This window comes from Tenacibaculum agarivorans (assembly GCF_001936575.1).
Taxonomy (GTDB): domain Bacteria; phylum Bacteroidota; class Bacteroidia; order Flavobacteriales; family Flavobacteriaceae; genus Polaribacter; species Polaribacter agarivorans.
Genome location: NZ_MSMP01000001.1, coordinates 136,165 through 152,037, shown reverse-complemented (window position 1 = coordinate 152,037; position 15,873 = coordinate 136,165). Strand labels below are relative to the sequence as shown.

Sequence of the window (15,873 nt, the reverse complement as noted above, 5' to 3'; positions counted from 1 at the left end):
AAAATAAATTATGTTCTTTTTTAACTAGGTGTTGTGATATACAAATGTTAAAAATTTAAGAATAAAATGTTAATTATTTTTGGGAAAGGAGATTAATGCTATATATTTGCTATGTGGTTATAAACCACTTTCTTTTTCTTTTTCATAGCAATTTTTCCCACTCAGACGTGAGTGGGTTTTTTTATTTCATAAATCAAAAAGCTATACACAACTACATACTCAACAAACACGAACCATAAATTTTCTTTCCAAGGAATATTAGCATACGCTTGATAACTTAAAATAATTACTAAAGACCATACTAAAGGAAACTTATATTTAGTAAATATTGATAAAATGATTAAAGTTGATAAATACCAAGGATGCATGGTAGTTGTAGTGAAATAGTAAAAAGAAAGTGCAAAAAGCATTGAAGTAATCAATTCTTTTGCAGTTTTATTTTTTTTGATAAAAGTAACTGCTAGCAAGAATAGAATAGTAAGAACAGGTGTTATTTTACCAATAACAGCAATTTCGTTATATCCTCTAAATAAATATCCAATTTCTCTAAAAACGTAATAGAAACTAGCATTGAATTCAAAATTTCTAAACCAAAGGCCTATTGAATTAGAATAGCTATCAATTAATTCACTGGAGAAAAAAGGTAGAAATAAAGCAATACAAGTACAAATAACTATAGCATAGAATGCTATCAGATTCTTGATGTTTTTCCAGACTATATTTCCCTCATCATTAATTAAAAACCATTTTAAAAACAAAGGAAGAAATAGTAATGGGATTAATTTTACGTTAATAGATATAGCTAATAAAACTGCAGCTATGATCCAATTCCTTTTTTGTAGTTGATATAAAGACCAAACTAAAAAGAATAACATAACAGGTTCAAAATGTAAATTCCCAGTTAATTCAATAATTATAAACGGATTTAAAAGGTAAAGGAATATTAAATTAGGATTTAAATTAAGTTTTTTAAGTAATTTGGATCCAAAATGAAAGATTCCAATATCAGCTAGTATTAGTAAAGATCTCATTACTATTGCTGCTCCCAAAATTGAAGTATTGGAAAATAGTGCGGCAATTAAAAAACACAACTGATTTATAGGTGGATAATTAGTAAAATGGCTTCCATTCATTTTTCCCATACCAGCATATAGTTCCTCTGCTTGTGGAATTGGATAGTTCCCAGTGTTGATATAGGTTTCAGGTAGAGAAATATAAGGATTTAATCCCTCATAAATCATTCTTCCATCCCAAATAAACCGATAGAAATCTTGAGAAAGATTAGGTATTGTAATTAAAAAAATTAATCGTAAAACAATAAAAAGGGCGGTGTAATATGAAACAGATACCTTGTAGTTTCTAGTTAATAGATAATAACTAGAAAATAGTAATCCCCATAAAATTAATAAAGTAGTAAATTCCGTTCTTTCAATCTGGTATGCGAAAATATAATAGAGTATACCTGAAAATATAGCTAGTAAAAAAAAGGAATTCTTCTTTAAAAAATCCATTTATGCTTTAGAAAAAACAGATTTAAAAAACACATAACCAAAACCAATAAACAACATTAAATGGAAAGGGAATAGTCCAAAATCACCACCTTGGTCGCCTACTATAAAAGCACTATATAAACCAAATGCAAAATAAAGTACTAGTAATCCTTCAATAATAACATTTAAAGAAGGTTTCTTTTTTATGTATTTGTTGTTTTTCCAGCTGTCTTTCAATGATTTGATGTTGAATTTTGGAGTTCTTACAAATTCACTTTTCTTTCCTAAATGACCTTCTAAAACAGCTATAGTGTTATGTAACGAGAATCCCATTGCGATAGAGAAGAAAGTAAAAAAGGCTCCTATATACTTGATAAAGTTTTTAATCCCTCCACCAAATGAGTTTTTATACATAAACCAGTAACAGGTAAAGAAAATTAGTGTACTACTTACAAAAAAGCTCATAACCCAAAAGAATACCTCTAAATCTTCATACTTGTTTTTGATGTATAGCATTGGAATACTTAAAACTCCCATTAAAAATATACATGTAAACATAGAACTATTTAGTAAATGCAATAAACTATGGATTTTAGTTTTGAAGTTTATATTCTTACTTGTAATAACTCTAGCCATCATTTTTTGAAAATTCTCTGCACCACCTTTATTCCATCTGAATTGCTGAGATTTTGCTGCGCTAATTACTACAGGTAACTCAGCAGGTGTTATCACATCTTCTAAGTATTTGAATTTCCATTGCTTAAGTTGAGCTCTGTAACTTAAATCTAAATCTTCGGTAAGTGTATCTCCTTCCCAGTTTCCTGCATCTATAATACATTCTTTTCTCCAAATACCAGCAGTACCATTAAAGTTAATGAAGTGTCCTTTGCTGTTTCTTCCGACTTGTTCTAAAGAAAAGTGTGCGTCAAGTGCAAAAGCTTGTACTTTGGTTAATGTAGAATAATCTCTATTGATATGGCCCCATCTAGTCTGTACAACTCCAATTTCTGAATCCTTAAAGTAGGTTACAGTTTTTTCTAACCAACATGGTTTAGGTAAAAAGTCAGCATCAAAAATGGCAATAAATTCACCTTTCGCAGTTTTTAAACCTTCTTTTAGGGCACCAGCCTTAAAGCCAACTCTATTTTCTCTTCTTATATGTTGAATATCTAACCCAGTAGCTTGTAATTTTTCAATATGAGAGGCTGTAGTTTCTACAGATTCATCAGTAGAATCATCCAATACTTGGATTTCCAATTTTTGTCTAGGGTATTTTATTTTAGCGATATTGTCTAATAACCGCTCCATTACATACAATTCATTGTATACAGGTAATTGAATAGTTACGTAAGGTACTTCTTCATCTTTAGACAAGTCAAATTTTGGAGATGTATCAACTTTTCTTTTAGAAGAAAGATAATTAAATAATAAATTTAATTGAGCTAATGCATACATGAAGACCAATAATAATGATAAGCTATATAAACTTATAATGATGTACTCTAAAATCATTATTTAAAACTATATTTAAAAATCCAACTTAATATTTTAACGCCTGCTAATATAGTTCCTTTTACAGTACCAGAAACTTTAGAGACACCAATTCTATTCCTGTATTTTACAGGTATTTCTACATAGGAAAATTTTTTCTTTAGTGCTTTCAATTGCATTTCAACTGTCCACCCATAAGTTTTATCTTCCATTTCTAATGCTAATAACTTGTCGTACTTAATTGCTCTAAATGGTCCTAAATCTGAGAATTTAGCACCAAAAAATAATTTCATTAAAAAAGTAGCAAGCCAATTACCAAAAACTTGTTGCGGGGTCATAGACCCTTGTTCACGTAGTCGTTTAACTCTAGCGCCAATTACAAAATCTATATCCTGATTGATTATAGGTGCTATTATTTCGTCAAGTTGTTCTGGGTAATCGGAGTAGTCTCCATCTAAAAAAACGATAATATTGGGTGTATTATTTTGTGCAGCTATGTATTCCATACCTTTCAAACAGGCGTACCCATATCCTTTTCGTTGCTCAGTAAGTACAGTAGCACCTGCATTTTTTGCATTTTCTTCGGTGCTATCTGTTGAATTATTACTGACTACAATAACTTCATCTACATGATTAGGAATATCATTAATTACCTTACCAATAGAATCTTCCTCGTTATATGCAGGTATAATTACTTTAATTAAAGGCGTCATTATTTTAAATCATTAAGATTATTCTCTCTTTTAAAAGATGAGAAATCCGTCCATTCCTTTATTTTTTTATCGTTCACAAATTTTGATGCTTTAACGAGTTTGTTTTGTTTGTAAACTAAACAGTATCCATTTTTTTTATTATCTCTTAATTGACATTTATGGATTAGTTGTCCATCTTTATTAAAATAAGACCACCATTTATTTTCTATTCCGTTTACGTAATGTCCTTCTTTTATTTTAGAAGAATTTTCGCGATAAAAATACCAATATTTATGTTTTAAGCCATTTTTATAATGACCTTTTTCCTTGATTTTACCATTTTGATAATAGAATTTCCAAAAATCATGTTTTACATTATCTTTTATCCAACCTTCTTCTTGAATTGAACCATCTGGATAATAGTTTTTCTGATATACTTTTTGGGCAATTCCTATAATACTAACAAATAAGAAAAGAAGTAAAAACTTATTTTTCATTCATTAACTTTAATAAATCTACATCATTACCTAGTAATACATCTGTAGGATTAATTCTACCTTTTTCAGGACCGTTTTCTAATTTTAATACTCCTCTAGGACAAACAGCAGAACAAATACCACATCCTACGCAACTAGCGCGTACAATGTTTTCTCCTTTTTGCGCATAAGATCTAACGTCTATTCCTTGCTCACAATACGTAGAACAATTTCCACAAGAAATACATTGTCCTCCATTAGTTGTAATTCTGAAACGAGATTTAAAACGTTGTACTAATCCCATATAAGCAGCTAAAGGACAACCAAAACGACACCATACACGGTTACCAAAAATTGGGTAAAAACCTGTTCCAATTACTCCTGCAAACCAAGATCCTATTAAAAAGCTGTAGGTATCTTTTATAAATTGAGATTTAATTCCTAAAAACGAATATGCACCTGTAAAATAACAGTAAAGCGTTACTATTGTCATCACTAAAGAGAAAGCCAATACTGAATGGATTAACCAGCGCTCTAGTTTCCATGCTTTTAAACTTTTGTCAGAATGTTGTCTATATGGATCTCCTAAAGTTTCTGCTAAACCACCACAACCACAAACCCATGAACAGTACCATCTTTTACCAAAGAAATATACCATAACAGGTACAATTACTAAAGTAAGTACTATACCCCATACTAAAATGAATAAACCAATAGCTCCACTACTTCTTAAACTATCTAAGTTCCATTCAAAAAAGAAATCATAATCTAATGGAAAAGCATTTTTAAAGTCATAACCAGGCATATTTAAGCTTGTCATAATCTCAGGAATTAAGAAAGCAAAAACGATTTGAAAGAATAATACAGAAGTTGTTCTTACTACCTGATATTTATTGTGCCTGTATTTTATATACATTCTTACACCCATTACCACCATAATAACACAGTATAAGAAACCATAAACAAACCATTGACTTGCTAATCCTCCACTTAAGAAAGTACTAATAGGGTCAACTATATAGGTCCAATTGACTACATAATCAGGCATAAAGTATAAAAGCAAATAAAATCCAACTAGGTATATAAGAACTAACCAAGCAATTAAACCTCTATTAGTGCTAGATTCTAAATAAATACCATTGTTTTTTATTCCTGGATTTCCTAGTAATTTATAATTAGGAAAAATAAATAGTAAAGCACCTAAAATACCTAAACCAAAGGTGAGCCACCAAAGTAAACCTTGATTTTCTCTTACAAAACCTTTTCCTGCTTTTTTAGCTAAATCGAAACTTAAAGAATGTAATTTTCCAGAAATTTTATACTGATATTGTTCTCCTTTTTTATCCCAATTCTTTTCAGCATCATATTTAGCAATTAAGGCATCGTAGTGTGCATTTGAAGTTTTATAAGCATTTCTAACACGACTAGAAAATTCGAATATATTTAAATTTTCAGAAGTTACAATTGCTTTGCTAAGTTCATCTTTTATAAGCTCATTTTTATAATTTTTTTCTTTGATAAAAGCTTCTAATTGATCAGAAGTTAAGTTAAATGATCCTAAGAAAATACTTCCTGTGAAAATTGATAAACCAACTAAAAAGATGATTAGTCCTATGTTTTTAATTACTTTCATGGTATTCTTTAATTTTTATGCCTTACTAAATATACGTTTCCAACTTTTCTTTTGCACTTTAATAGCTGTGCCATGCTCTTTATTAAATTGAGCTACAATTTCCGATTCATATTGTTTATAAAACTCAGGATCAAAATTGGCATCGGCCAAGTATTCTAAGACATATTCTACAGATTTTTTTTCGGTTAATACTCGATCAAAAAACTCATGACGTAATCGAATACCAAATGTATTTATTCCAATAAATTCATGAGTTTCTTTATCAAAATTTAGGTGTATCGCTTTTTTTCCATCTTTATGCTCCCAGTAGAATCTAGCTTCGTTTTCTCTAGGTTTAGCCCAAACCCAACCGTAGGTTTGATATTCAACATCCATAAATTTAGCAGAGTTAAACCAGTGTCCAGGTTTATATTCAATTCTATTTCCACAAATAGTTTGCGCAACAGTTTCTCCCATCATTCTACCAGTGTACCAAACCGCTTCAATAGGTCTTCTTTGTCCAATTGCTTCTCGTTGTTCAGCACAGTCACCGATAGCGTAAATATCTTTCACACTAGTTTCTAGAAAACGATTTACTATAACACCTCTGTTGGTTTCAATTTCAGATTCTTTTACAAAATTGATGTTTGGAGATACACCTGCAGTTAACCCAACTACATCACAAGCAATTTCTTCTCCGGTTTCAGCTATAACTATAGATTTAGCTCTACCGTTTTTATCTGCTTTAATTTCTTTTAAATTTACCCCTAATCGTAAATCAATATGATTATCTAAAATCTCTTTATTAATAAGTGCGGATTCTTGATCTGGTAAAACACCATTCCAAAAACTACTTTCTCTTACTAAAAAAGTAACAGGTATGTTTCTACTGTGCATCATTTCAGCAAATTCAATTCCAATAAGCCCACCACCAACAATAACCGCACGTTTACAAACCTTATTATTAGGTGCGTATTTCTCAAGATTTTCTAAATCCTGTTTATGGTACATTCCCATAACACCATCTAAATCCTGACCAGGCCAACCAAACTTATTAGGTTTAGAACCTGTAGCGATAATTAATTTGTCATAAGCAAATAATTGATCGTTATCTAAGACTAATTGTTTGTTTTTTGAGTCTATGGTTTTTACCAGCGCTTTCTTCAATTTAATTCGATTTTTCTTCCAGAATGAATCTTCATAAGGTTTTGTGTTTTCAAATTTCATATGCCCCATGTATATATACATTAAAGCAGTTCTTGAAAAAAAATGTTCAGTTTCTGAAGAAATAATAGTGATTTTTTTGTCTGATAGTTTCCTGATATGTCTGGCAGCAGTAACTCCAGAAATACCATTACCAATGATAACGATGTGCTCCATAATTTGTGAATTGATGTAACTTATGTCGAAACAAAAGGTAAGAATTTACTTTCGTTCTAAATTTAGAATAGTTTTAAATAAGGGGGCTGATTATAAATTTTATGTAATGGTGAAATAATTTGTTCGACTTAGGTCAAGATCATTAAAACTACGATAATGAAAAGAATTTCAATTTTATTAGGACTATTATTCCTTAATTTCCTTGCATTTGCTCAAGAGGAAGATCAAGATCAAGAAGAAAAAAACAACTTACAAGTATTTACACCTTCAAAATTACTTAACAAAGGTCAGTGGGATATTAAATGGTTTAATGGCTTGTATACTCAAACTAGAGAAACAGGCAGAGAGAATAGTGAAGGAGCAGATGTAGCTAGATCTAACTTTTTTACTTCTACATTAGAAGTATTTACAGGGATTTCTGATAATAATAGAGTTAATGTTGGTGGAATTATTGAGTTTCGTTCAAATACTTTTGGTGGAAGACAAGCGCTTTCAGTATTCAGTTTAGAAGATACAACTTCAGATAGAAAAGGGATTTCATCTATAGCACCATCTGTAAAAGTACAACCTTTTGAAAATATAGGTAATTTTTCGATACAGAGTTCTATTCATATTCCGTTATTAGAAAGTGGAGATGAAGGAAATCCTAATGGTTTTTTAGATCAAACAGCTTGGTCATTTCAAAATAGATTCTTTTATGATTACACATTTCCAAGTGGTAAATGGCAATTATTTACGGAGTTAAATACAGAATATGGTTTTGGAGACGATCAAAGTTTTGCTAATAATACATTCTTAGTAGTACCTGGAGTATTTATGAGTTATTTTCCAACACAAGATGCTACGGTATTAGGATTTGTTCAACATTCTGAAAGATTTGGAGACTTTCAACAAGATAATACAGCTATTGGTTTTGGAGGAAAATATCAGTTAACTGACGTATTAAACTTAGAAGTTTTATACAGTAATATTGTTAGAGGTTATAATTTCCAAGGTTTAGGTGAAACTTATAGTATTGGTTTAAGAGCTTTATTTTAAAAGGCATTAAAATTTATGGTTATTTTTAATCCATGAAAATAAAACAAGTATGTATACTGCCACTATTAATACTTTTTCTTTCTTGTAGTGGACAACATAAGAAGGTAAATGGATTAAGCTTTGTAGCCTCTTCTGAAGCAATAAATAACACACATATACAACCCGTAAAAAAGGCATCAGCGAATTATGTTTCTCTGATGCCTTTTGGCTTTATAAAAGATTTAAAATCTCCTGAAGTACGGTATAATGAATCTAGACAATGGTTTGGAGAAACTAAAAAAGGAGTAAAACAATATGCTTCTGAATTTAGAAATACCAATATTAAGTTGATGATAAAACCACAAATTTGGGTTTGGAGAGGAGAGTTTACAGGCTATATTGAAATGAATACTGAAGAAAACTGGAAACTCTTAGAAGAATCTTACAAATCATTTATTCTAGATTATGCTGAAGTGGCTGAAGAAATAAAAGCTGAAATTTTTTGCATAGGTACAGAATTAGAGCAATTTGTAATAAATAGACCTGAATATTGGAAAAACTTAATACAGGAAATTAAAAAAATATATTCAGGAAAATTAACGTACGCTGCAAATTGGGATGAATTTAAAAGAGTTCCTTTTTGGAATCAACTAGATTTCATCGGTGTGGATGCATATTTCCCCTTAAGTGAAAAAAAATCTCCAACCGTTGATGAATTTGAACAAGGTTGGCAGCCACATAAGAAAACCATAAAAGAGATCTACGATAGATATAAAAAACCGATTTTATTTACTGAGTTTGGATATAGAAGTGTAAACTTTACAGGTAAAGAGCCTTGGAGTGCAAATAGAATTTCTGGTGAAGTAAATTTAAAAGCTCAAGAGAACGCAACACAAGCTATTTATAATCAATTTTGGAAAGAAAAATGGTTTGCTGGTGGTTTTTTATGGAAATGGTTTCATAATCATAATGACGTTGGTGGTAAAACGAATAATCGATTTACACCACAAAATAAACCTACAGAAAAACTAATTCAACAGTTATATGCGCAATAGTATATATTTTTTGGTAATACTACTATGTTCTTGTTCTACACAAGAAAAGATAAACCTATCAGAGAACGTATTGAATGAATACTTGCAAATTCATGCTGAAAAAAAGTTAGATGAAGTCATAGCCTGCGCAGGTAATGATAAAGAAAGTAAGGAGAAAGTGTTTGTTTATTTTTATCCGATAGAAGGGAGTTCAGATTTTAGATATTATGAAACTGAAAATACAGCTATAGATCCTGATGATTTTTCAAATTATAAACTAAAAGAATTTCCAAGTGAAGGTTTTTTAAAAGATAAGTTATCCAGATTTATAAGAGATTTAGATAATGAAGCTTGGGGAATAGTCACTTACCTTTCTGAGGGGAAAATTCATAAATCGAATCCAATTCGATTAAAACAGAAGTCCAATCCCACTGAATTTGATTCAAATATTGTAATTGATTTTTCAATGCCTCTTTCTCCTAGGTTTTCATGGAATACTAGTAGTTATAATAGTGATGCTATTTATTTTCAAGCCATAACAGATAATGATTCTTTTATATCTGGAACGTATACTTTTGATTTGTTTTTTCGTTATTATAACACTAATAACGTAGTTTTAACTATAAATTCTGATACTCCTTTAACACTTGTAGAGAATAAAGAATATGGAATTACTATTTTAGGTGTGAGTGAAGATAATTGGGTGAACATACAATATGAAAATCAATTTATAGCAAAGTAGTAGTGATAAAAAAAGTTATACTCTTATCGATTTTAGTAATCCATGTATTGGGATTTTCGCAAGAAGAAAATTATATTATAAATTCAATAACTTTTAAAGGTTTAAAAAGAACTAAAGCGTCTTTTTTAAAGCGAATAATAGGAAGTAAAGAAGGAGAGAAATTAAACTCACTACAGCTAGAAGAGGATATTACAACTCTAAAAAGACTACCTGCAATTTATCATGTTGAAATTACATCAGATAAAAAAGAAACTAGTTATGATTTAATTTATAATGTATATGAGAGTTCTACTATTTTACCAGAATTAGCTTTTTGGACTACCACAAATAATAGATTCGCCTACAAAATAGGAGTATATGATTATAACTTTTTAGGAAGAAATATAGCCATTGGAGGATTTTATCAAAATAATGGATATGATACTTATGCAGTTAATTTTAGAGCTCCAAATTTGTTTTCAAAGAAATGGGGTTTAGCCGTTAATCATTTGAATTGGAAAAGTGAAGAACCTTTGTTTTTTGATAATTCTTCAGCAAATTATTTATACAACAACATTTCAACAGAGGTTTTAGGGCTATATCAACTTAATTTTAATCATCAATTTACATTTGGTGTCAATGTTTTTGAAGAGAATTATAGATATCTATTTGGAGCTGTAAGTCCTTCTGTACCTCAAAATTTGAGTGTAGATAAAATACTATATAAATTTTTATATAACTACAATGATCTTAAATATTACTTTCATCGTTTAGAAGGATTTAAAAGTTTACTAAACGTTGAATATGTAACTTCTACCAACGATTTTCAGGATACATTTTTTATTGCTTGGAACGATTTCTTTTACTATCGTAGACTATGGTCTCAAGGAAATTGGGCAAATCGATTACGAATAGGTTTTTCAAGTAATAATAATTCTCCGTTTGCTCCATTTGCTTTGGACAATAATCTTAATCTTAGAGGTGTAGGTATTCTTGTAGATAGAGGAACTGGTGTTGTTGTATACAACACAGAATATCGTCATACACTATATGATAAAAAATGGCTAACTATTCAAGGGAATGCATTTATTGATGCAGGTACTTGGCGACAACCAGGAGGAGAATTGAATGATCTTTTTAAAAGTGAGAATGTAAGAATATTTTCTGGTGTTGGTTTACGATTTATCAATAAGAAAATATATAATGCTATTTTTAGAATAGACTATGGATTTAGTTTAAGAGATCAAACTAGAGGTTTAGTCTTCGGTATAGGACAGTATTTTTAATGCCTTTACAGGTTAAGAAGGAAAAGGAGTGTTTTTTTGTTGAATAAATTTAGATTTTTATCCAAGTTTTATTCCTGATTATTTCCTATAGGATACAATTCCTGTCCAATAAAACTCTTAGGGAATTTTTCATCTCCATTAAAACCAATCTCAATATCTCTACCAGAATGTGGAATATAATTTGTTTTAAAAAGATAATCCCAAATACTTAAAGTGATTCCAAAATTTACTCCATTTTTTCGGTCTTCTGGTAATTCTTTTGCATGATGCCAAATGTGCATTTTTGGATTATTGAGTACATACTTTAAAAACCCATAATCCCAATTAATATTGGCATGATTTAAGTGTCCAATGGTAATATTAAAAAAATGAACTATAGCAACGTCTTGCGCTGTAAATCCTCCCATAATAGCTAGTGGAATATATTTCATCGATTTATATACCACAGGTTCCATCCAATGGTAACGTAAATGTGCTGCAAAGCCCATTTCTTTCACGGAATGGTGCACCTTATGAAAGTTCCATAGAAACTCATATTTGTGTAAAAGAGTATGTGTATACCATTGTACAAAATCTATGATAATAAAGAAGGTAAAAATTCTTAGCCAATATGGAAAAGCATTAATATCGAATAATTGAAAGTTAGTTACCGATAAGCCTACTGTACCTAAAATATCATTAAATAGCTCAGAAGCAGTGTTTGATAAAGCTATTAAAACAATAAGATTTAGTAAGAAAAAGTTGAAGAACATGTAGAATGTATCCAACCAAAAATCTTTTCTAAAAATAGATTGATTTTTTCGCCAAGGAAAAACAATTTCTAATCCCCATACTACCAATGAAATTATAATTAATCCATAAAAATAATTCTCCCAATTCAATTCGAAAAGAACAGATTGTTTGATGTAATTCCAGTAGCCACTATAAGAATTGGATATAATTTCAAGGTATTTTTCCATACTACTAAGATACTGCTTTCTGGACTGAGAAGTTGAAGAGGAGCAATAGCTTTTTATTATATCAGTATTGTTAAAGTACTACAGAAGAAGTATGGTTTGTCTTTATAAAATATTAATTCTAGTGTAGAACATTAAACCACTGTTATTGTTTAAATTGATAAGTTTAACCATTAATTGTGGCTTCTTCCAGTTGTCCGTTTAAGTTCCCTCCAATATTTATGGAATGTCCCCAAAAAAGATCTCCATCTTTGAACCAAAATTCAAATTCATCATCAGGATGAATTGTAATACTGTCTATAGAAATTCTGCTTTTGAATTCAGATTCTTGTAATTCTTTTTCATCATCTTCAAGCCAACTTTCATTTTTCAAACTTAACAGATCTAAAGTAATTTGATTTACTAATTTTTTATGCCACTTTTCTTGATCTTTAAAGAGTTTAATTGCTGAAGATTCTAGTTCGGAAATAGGAGAAGTATCTATTGATAAGAATAAATCAATTTCATTTCCTAGCCATTGAGTTTTCTTTTCAAACCAATTTAATCTTCGATCTAATATAAATTCTCCAAAATATTCGCTGGAAAAAATAGTTGGTTTTGATCTTTCTTCAATTAGTTTATCTAATATTTCATGTTTAACATTAGTTTGAATAACAGATGTAAACTGAATTTGTTTTTGTTGTGAAAATTGTATGGTTCTCCCACTAATTTTAATAATACTTAAAGCGTCTAAATCAAGATTTGTTTCTTGTTCTTCAAGAAATTCTTTAAAAACAGTTATTGGTTTTTCATAGTATTTACCTTGATTGTCAAAATATGCACAGAAATTAAATAGTACTGTTCGCTTGTCTTCTGAGTAAGAAATTACAGCCCCTTTTTCATCTATTAATCCAATAAAAGTTTCAACATTATTTGATTGAAATATCGATTTTAACTTTGAGAACATTTTGTGTTGATTTAGGTAAACAAGATACTTTAATTAAACAAATAAACGACTTGAGTATTAACTCAAGCCGTTTTAAAAAGTAAGGTGTTAATTTTTTATGGATTCCAAACACCTGTTTTTGCAGTTTCTACAGCATATTCTGTAAATGTTTTGGCCTTTCTTCCTAGAACTTTTTCAATATCTGTTGAAATAAGTTGATTGTTTGGATTGGTCAATACATTACTAAACAAGTATTCAATTAACCAAACTACATCAGCAGGAATTTGTGCTTTACGCATTCCGTCAAGATATTGTTCTAATGTAATTTCATGAAAGTTGAATTTTCTGTCACTAGCAAGTCCAATGGTAGAAACAACGTCTTTGAATGTAATTAATTCAGGACCTGTAACTTCAACAATTTGTCCATTGTAATTGTCATTCATTAAAACTTCAGATACAACTTCCGCAATATCATTTGCATCAACAAATGGAATTAAAATATCTGACATTGGTAAAGCAACATCTCCAGAAAGAATTGAATCTAAAAAGAAACTTTCACTCCAATTTTGATTGAACCAAGAGGCTCTAACAATAGTGTAGTTTAAACCTGAATTTGCAACAATTTCTTCACAAGCTTCCGCTTCTGCTTCTCCTTTTCCAGATAATAACACCATTTTTTTTACGCCTAATTCTTTTGCTAAATAGGTTAAGCTTTCAACAGCTTCCTTAGCTCTAGGAACTGCTAAATCAGGATAGTATGTAACATACATTCTTTCGACTCCTTCCAAGGTGTTTTCCCAAGTACTTTTATCGTTCCAATCGAAACCTGTTGCTGCACTTCTTGCACCAATCCTAGGTTCAATTCCTTTGTTTTTTAATTGCGCTACTACTCGGCGACCAGTCTTACCAGTTCCTCCGATAACTAAAATATTTGTGTTCATAATTGTTTTATGGATTATTTTTTAATAAAAATTGAGATGAGTAAGAGTAGGAATGAAACTAAACCAGCTATGGTTCTAACTGTATGAAATCCATTCCAGTATCTTTCATAATAGGTTCTGAAATTTTTCAGTTCAGAAAGGTTTAATTCTTTAAGGTTAAGAGCGTCTAACTCATTGTTTAAAGGAACATTTCCCAAAGCTGTACATCCGAAAGTTCCAACGGCGTATATAAGCATCGCAGATAATACTAACCAAAATGTAGGTTTATGATTAAACTGAGTTATGGTAGTTATTACTAAGAAAACTAGACCTCCAAAGAATACCGCAAAGAATACGGGATTTAGTATTTCCTTATTGATGCTTTGCATGGTTTCTAAGTAGGAGATATCTGTAATTTTTTTAGTTCCTGGAATAACTGAAACTGACCATGCGAAAAAGATTCCTGCAGACAATGCAGTTAATACAACAGTTATAAAAAAGATGATAGTTTTCATGCTTGTTGTTTTTTAATGAAATAATTACCAGTGTATGTTGTGATGAAGTAGAATTCTACCATGATGATGTAAAACATAGGGTCACTAAAGAATTCAGCATAACTTCCACCAGCTGGAATAATAAACATTGGAACAGTGATAAGTATATCTAGAATTGCTGATGTACCCATAAAAATGAAGGCCAAGTTTGATGGCGTAATTTCCCCTTTTTTATAGTACACGAAAGTTCCTAAGCAAACTGAAGGAATAATTCCAAGAGTCAGAGTAATGTTCGCTTGTACATCTGGATTACTCAAAACAGAAAACGAATAGGAAAGGAGAAAAGCGGTAACGCCTAATATCCAAACCATAATAGCGGAAAGAATTGCTCTTGTTTTATTGTGAATCATAATTTTACTTTTTAATTATGATACAAAACTATATCTACTGTAAAACAGTTACTTATTCGAAAAGAACAATGATTTATTCGAAAAGAATTTTATACTTGACTTGGTCTGTAACCAAACTTTTTTTCAAAGGCATTTGAGAAAGATCCTAAACTATCATAACCAACTGCCCAAGCAGCTTCCTGAATAGTTTTTTGTTCTTTTTTAATTAGATTATATGCTTTTTTTAATCGCTCATTTTGAAGATATTTAAAAACAGGAACTCCAAATTGTGCTTTGAATTCTTTTTTAAGTTTATTGGTATTAGTCCCTATTTTTTGAGCGAGTTCTGTTAATGAAGGTGGATTTTCTAAATCAGCAAGTAATATTTCCTGAGCGAGATTTATTTTTTCTAATTGAGAAGTTTCAATTATCGTAGGTTTTTGACTTGCAAGTTGCCCAAAATAATGAGATAACAGTGCACTCATGTGACTTTTATAAAACATCATTTTAATTCCGCCTTCGTAAGAATTGCTGAAAAACTGCTCTACCAAAACAAACATTTCTGGTGTCATTTTAAAAACGGGACCTTCAACATAGTGATCTTTTGGATGTACTAATTGTGATAAAAACTGTTCTAAGAATTCTCCTTCACCATTCGGAAGTTTATCTAGGTTTCTAACGGTAGTAGCAATTACCAAGCATTGTAAAGGTTTTTCGTTAGAAACATGATGTTCAAAAGCAACTTTTTCGTCTGCATAGAAAGACAGAATCATTCCTTTAGTTTGTTGGAATTCTTTTATCTTTCCATCGTATTTGACTTTCAATCCAACATCACCAGAACCGTAAAAGGCAATAGCTATAACAGGTTCGTCGAAATAACAGGTATCGACGAGATTTGTACTATTAGTAGTTGCTTCCTCTAATAGAATTGTACAATCGTTTATGTCTATAATTTCACGATTCATTGCACTATTATAAACTAGTATCGAC

At 30.3% G+C, this 15,873-nt stretch carries 16 protein-coding genes; 4 read left to right on the top strand and 12 right to left on the bottom strand.

All coding sequences use genetic code 11. The features are described 5' to 3' along the window. Positions 1-161 precede the first annotated feature (161 nt). From BVC87_RS00705 to BVC87_RS00680, 6 genes are read right to left on the bottom strand one after another with little or no spacing between them, the layout of a single operon-like run. On the bottom strand, positions 162-1,511 hold the full coding sequence (locus tag BVC87_RS00705) for a mannosyltransferase (protein ID WP_075340415.1): 1,350 nt from the start codon (positions 1,509-1,511) through the stop codon (positions 162-164). Next, positions 1,512-3,002: a cellulose synthase family protein gene (locus tag BVC87_RS00700; RefSeq protein WP_075340414.1), complete on the bottom strand. Its 1,491-nt coding sequence runs from the start codon at positions 3,000-3,002 to the stop codon at positions 1,512-1,514. It lies immediately after the preceding gene. Next, positions 3,002-3,694 carry a glycosyltransferase family 2 protein gene (locus BVC87_RS00695; RefSeq protein WP_075340413.1) on the bottom strand — a complete coding sequence of 231 codons (693 nt, stop codon included), beginning with the start codon at positions 3,692-3,694 and terminating at the stop codon, positions 3,002-3,004. Before BVC87_RS00695 ends, BVC87_RS00700 begins: the two co-directional genes overlap by 1 nt. Next, on the bottom strand, positions 3,694-4,170 hold the full coding sequence (locus tag BVC87_RS00690; RefSeq protein ID WP_075340412.1) for a toxin-antitoxin system YwqK family antitoxin: 477 nt from the start codon (positions 4,168-4,170) through the stop codon (positions 3,694-3,696). The genes BVC87_RS00695 and BVC87_RS00690 overlap by 1 nt, the downstream gene beginning before the upstream one ends. After that, positions 4,160-5,782 (bottom strand): 4Fe-4S binding protein, encoded by a 1,623-nt coding sequence (locus tag BVC87_RS00685; RefSeq protein ID WP_075340411.1) that lies wholly within the window; start codon positions 5,780-5,782, stop codon positions 4,160-4,162. Before BVC87_RS00685 ends, BVC87_RS00690 begins: the two co-directional genes overlap by 11 nt. Positions 5,783-5,797: 15 nt before the next feature. Continuing rightward, positions 5,798-7,141 (bottom strand): NAD(P)/FAD-dependent oxidoreductase, encoded by a 1,344-nt coding sequence (locus BVC87_RS00680; RefSeq protein WP_075340410.1) that lies wholly within the window; start codon positions 7,139-7,141, stop codon positions 5,798-5,800. 156 nt (positions 7,142-7,297) lie between these two features. Here BVC87_RS00680 and BVC87_RS00675 point away from each other — a divergent pair, with 156 nt between their 5' ends. The 4 genes from BVC87_RS00675 to BVC87_RS00660 are packed head-to-tail and all read left to right on the top strand — an operon-like array spanning position 7,298 to position 11,199. Continuing rightward, a complete protein-coding gene (locus BVC87_RS00675; protein WP_075340409.1) occupies positions 7,298-8,179 on the top strand; it encodes a hypothetical protein in 882 nt (293 codons plus the stop codon). Positions 8,180-8,211: 32 nt separating this feature from the next. Then, positions 8,212-9,213: a glycoside hydrolase family 113 gene (locus BVC87_RS00670; protein ID WP_075340408.1), complete on the top strand. Its 1,002-nt coding sequence runs from the start codon at positions 8,212-8,214 to the stop codon at positions 9,211-9,213. Continuing rightward, complete coding sequence (locus BVC87_RS00665; protein ID WP_143569682.1) at positions 9,203-9,934, top strand: hypothetical protein; 732 nt, start codon at positions 9,203-9,205, stop codon at positions 9,932-9,934. The genes BVC87_RS00670 and BVC87_RS00665 overlap by 11 nt, the downstream gene beginning before the upstream one ends. Before the next feature lie 2 nt (positions 9,935-9,936). After that, positions 9,937-11,199, top strand: coding sequence for a POTRA domain-containing protein (locus BVC87_RS00660; protein WP_075340407.1), 1,263 nt, complete (start codon positions 9,937-9,939; stop codon positions 11,197-11,199). Between the two features lie 68 nt (positions 11,200-11,267). Here BVC87_RS00660 and BVC87_RS00655 read toward each other — a convergent pair whose 3' ends face one another. The 6 genes from BVC87_RS00655 to BVC87_RS00630 form a co-directional block, all read right to left on the bottom strand. Beyond that, complete coding sequence (locus tag BVC87_RS00655; RefSeq protein ID WP_075340406.1) at positions 11,268-12,158, bottom strand: sterol desaturase family protein; 891 nt, start codon at positions 12,156-12,158, stop codon at positions 11,268-11,270. A 163-nt stretch (positions 12,159-12,321) separates the two neighbouring features. Then, on the bottom strand, positions 12,322-13,101 hold the full coding sequence (locus BVC87_RS00650; RefSeq protein ID WP_075340405.1) for a DUF2262 domain-containing protein: 780 nt from the start codon (positions 13,099-13,101) through the stop codon (positions 12,322-12,324). A 95-nt stretch (positions 13,102-13,196) separates the two neighbouring features. Continuing rightward, positions 13,197-14,021, bottom strand: a complete 825-nt coding sequence (locus BVC87_RS00645; RefSeq protein ID WP_075340404.1) for an NmrA family NAD(P)-binding protein — start codon at positions 14,019-14,021, stop codon at positions 13,197-13,199. A gap of 14 nt (positions 14,022-14,035) precedes the next feature. Next, positions 14,036-14,515: an anthrone oxygenase family protein gene (locus BVC87_RS00640; RefSeq protein ID WP_075340403.1), complete on the bottom strand. Its 480-nt coding sequence runs from the start codon at positions 14,513-14,515 to the stop codon at positions 14,036-14,038. Continuing rightward, a complete protein-coding gene (locus BVC87_RS00635; protein ID WP_075340402.1) occupies positions 14,512-14,904 on the bottom strand; it encodes a hypothetical protein in 393 nt (130 codons plus the stop codon). Before BVC87_RS00635 ends, BVC87_RS00640 begins: the two co-directional genes overlap by 4 nt. A gap of 89 nt (positions 14,905-14,993) precedes the next feature. Beyond that, positions 14,994-15,848, bottom strand: a complete 855-nt coding sequence (locus BVC87_RS00630) for a helix-turn-helix domain-containing protein (protein WP_075340401.1) — start codon at positions 15,846-15,848, stop codon at positions 14,994-14,996. Positions 15,849-15,873: the final 25 nt, after the last annotated feature.

Bases quoted from the DNA above. Each gene is read 5' to 3' on its own strand.
- BVC87_RS00645 (WP_075340404.1), bottom strand. From the start codon at position 14,021: ATGAACACAAATATTTTAGTTATCGGAGGAACTGGTAAGACTGGTCGC.
- BVC87_RS00675 (WP_075340409.1), top strand. From the start codon at position 7,298: ATGAAAAGAATTTCAATTTTATTAGGACTATTATTCCTTAATTTCCTT.
- BVC87_RS00655 (WP_075340406.1), bottom strand. From the start codon at position 12,158: ATGGAAAAATACCTTGAAATTATATCCAATTCTTATAGTGGCTACTGG.
- BVC87_RS00700 (WP_075340414.1), bottom strand. From the start codon at position 3,002: ATGATTTTAGAGTACATCATTATAAGTTTATATAGCTTATCATTATTA.
- BVC87_RS00680 (WP_075340410.1), bottom strand. From the start codon at position 7,141: ATGGAGCACATCGTTATCATTGGTAATGGTATTTCTGGAGTTACTGCT.
- BVC87_RS00705 (WP_075340415.1), bottom strand. From the start codon at position 1,511: ATGGATTTTTTAAAGAAGAATTCCTTTTTTTTACTAGCTATATTTTCA.
- BVC87_RS00685 (WP_075340411.1), bottom strand. From the start codon at position 5,782: ATGAAAGTAATTAAAAACATAGGACTAATCATCTTTTTAGTTGGTTTA.
- BVC87_RS00665 (WP_143569682.1), top strand. From the start codon at position 9,203: ATGCGCAATAGTATATATTTTTTGGTAATACTACTATGTTCTTGTTCT.
- BVC87_RS00670 (WP_075340408.1), top strand. From the start codon at position 8,212: ATGAAAATAAAACAAGTATGTATACTGCCACTATTAATACTTTTTCTT.
- BVC87_RS00650 (WP_075340405.1), bottom strand. From the start codon at position 13,101: ATGTTCTCAAAGTTAAAATCGATATTTCAATCAAATAATGTTGAAACT.
- BVC87_RS00635 (WP_075340402.1), bottom strand. From the start codon at position 14,904: ATGATTCACAATAAAACAAGAGCAATTCTTTCCGCTATTATGGTTTGG.
- BVC87_RS00640 (WP_075340403.1), bottom strand. From the start codon at position 14,515: ATGAAAACTATCATCTTTTTTATAACTGTTGTATTAACTGCATTGTCT.
- BVC87_RS00690 (WP_075340412.1), bottom strand. From the start codon at position 4,170: ATGAAAAATAAGTTTTTACTTCTTTTCTTATTTGTTAGTATTATAGGA.
- BVC87_RS00630 (WP_075340401.1), bottom strand. From the start codon at position 15,848: ATGAATCGTGAAATTATAGACATAAACGATTGTACAATTCTATTAGAG.
- BVC87_RS00695 (WP_075340413.1), bottom strand. From the start codon at position 3,694: ATGACGCCTTTAATTAAAGTAATTATACCTGCATATAACGAGGAAGAT.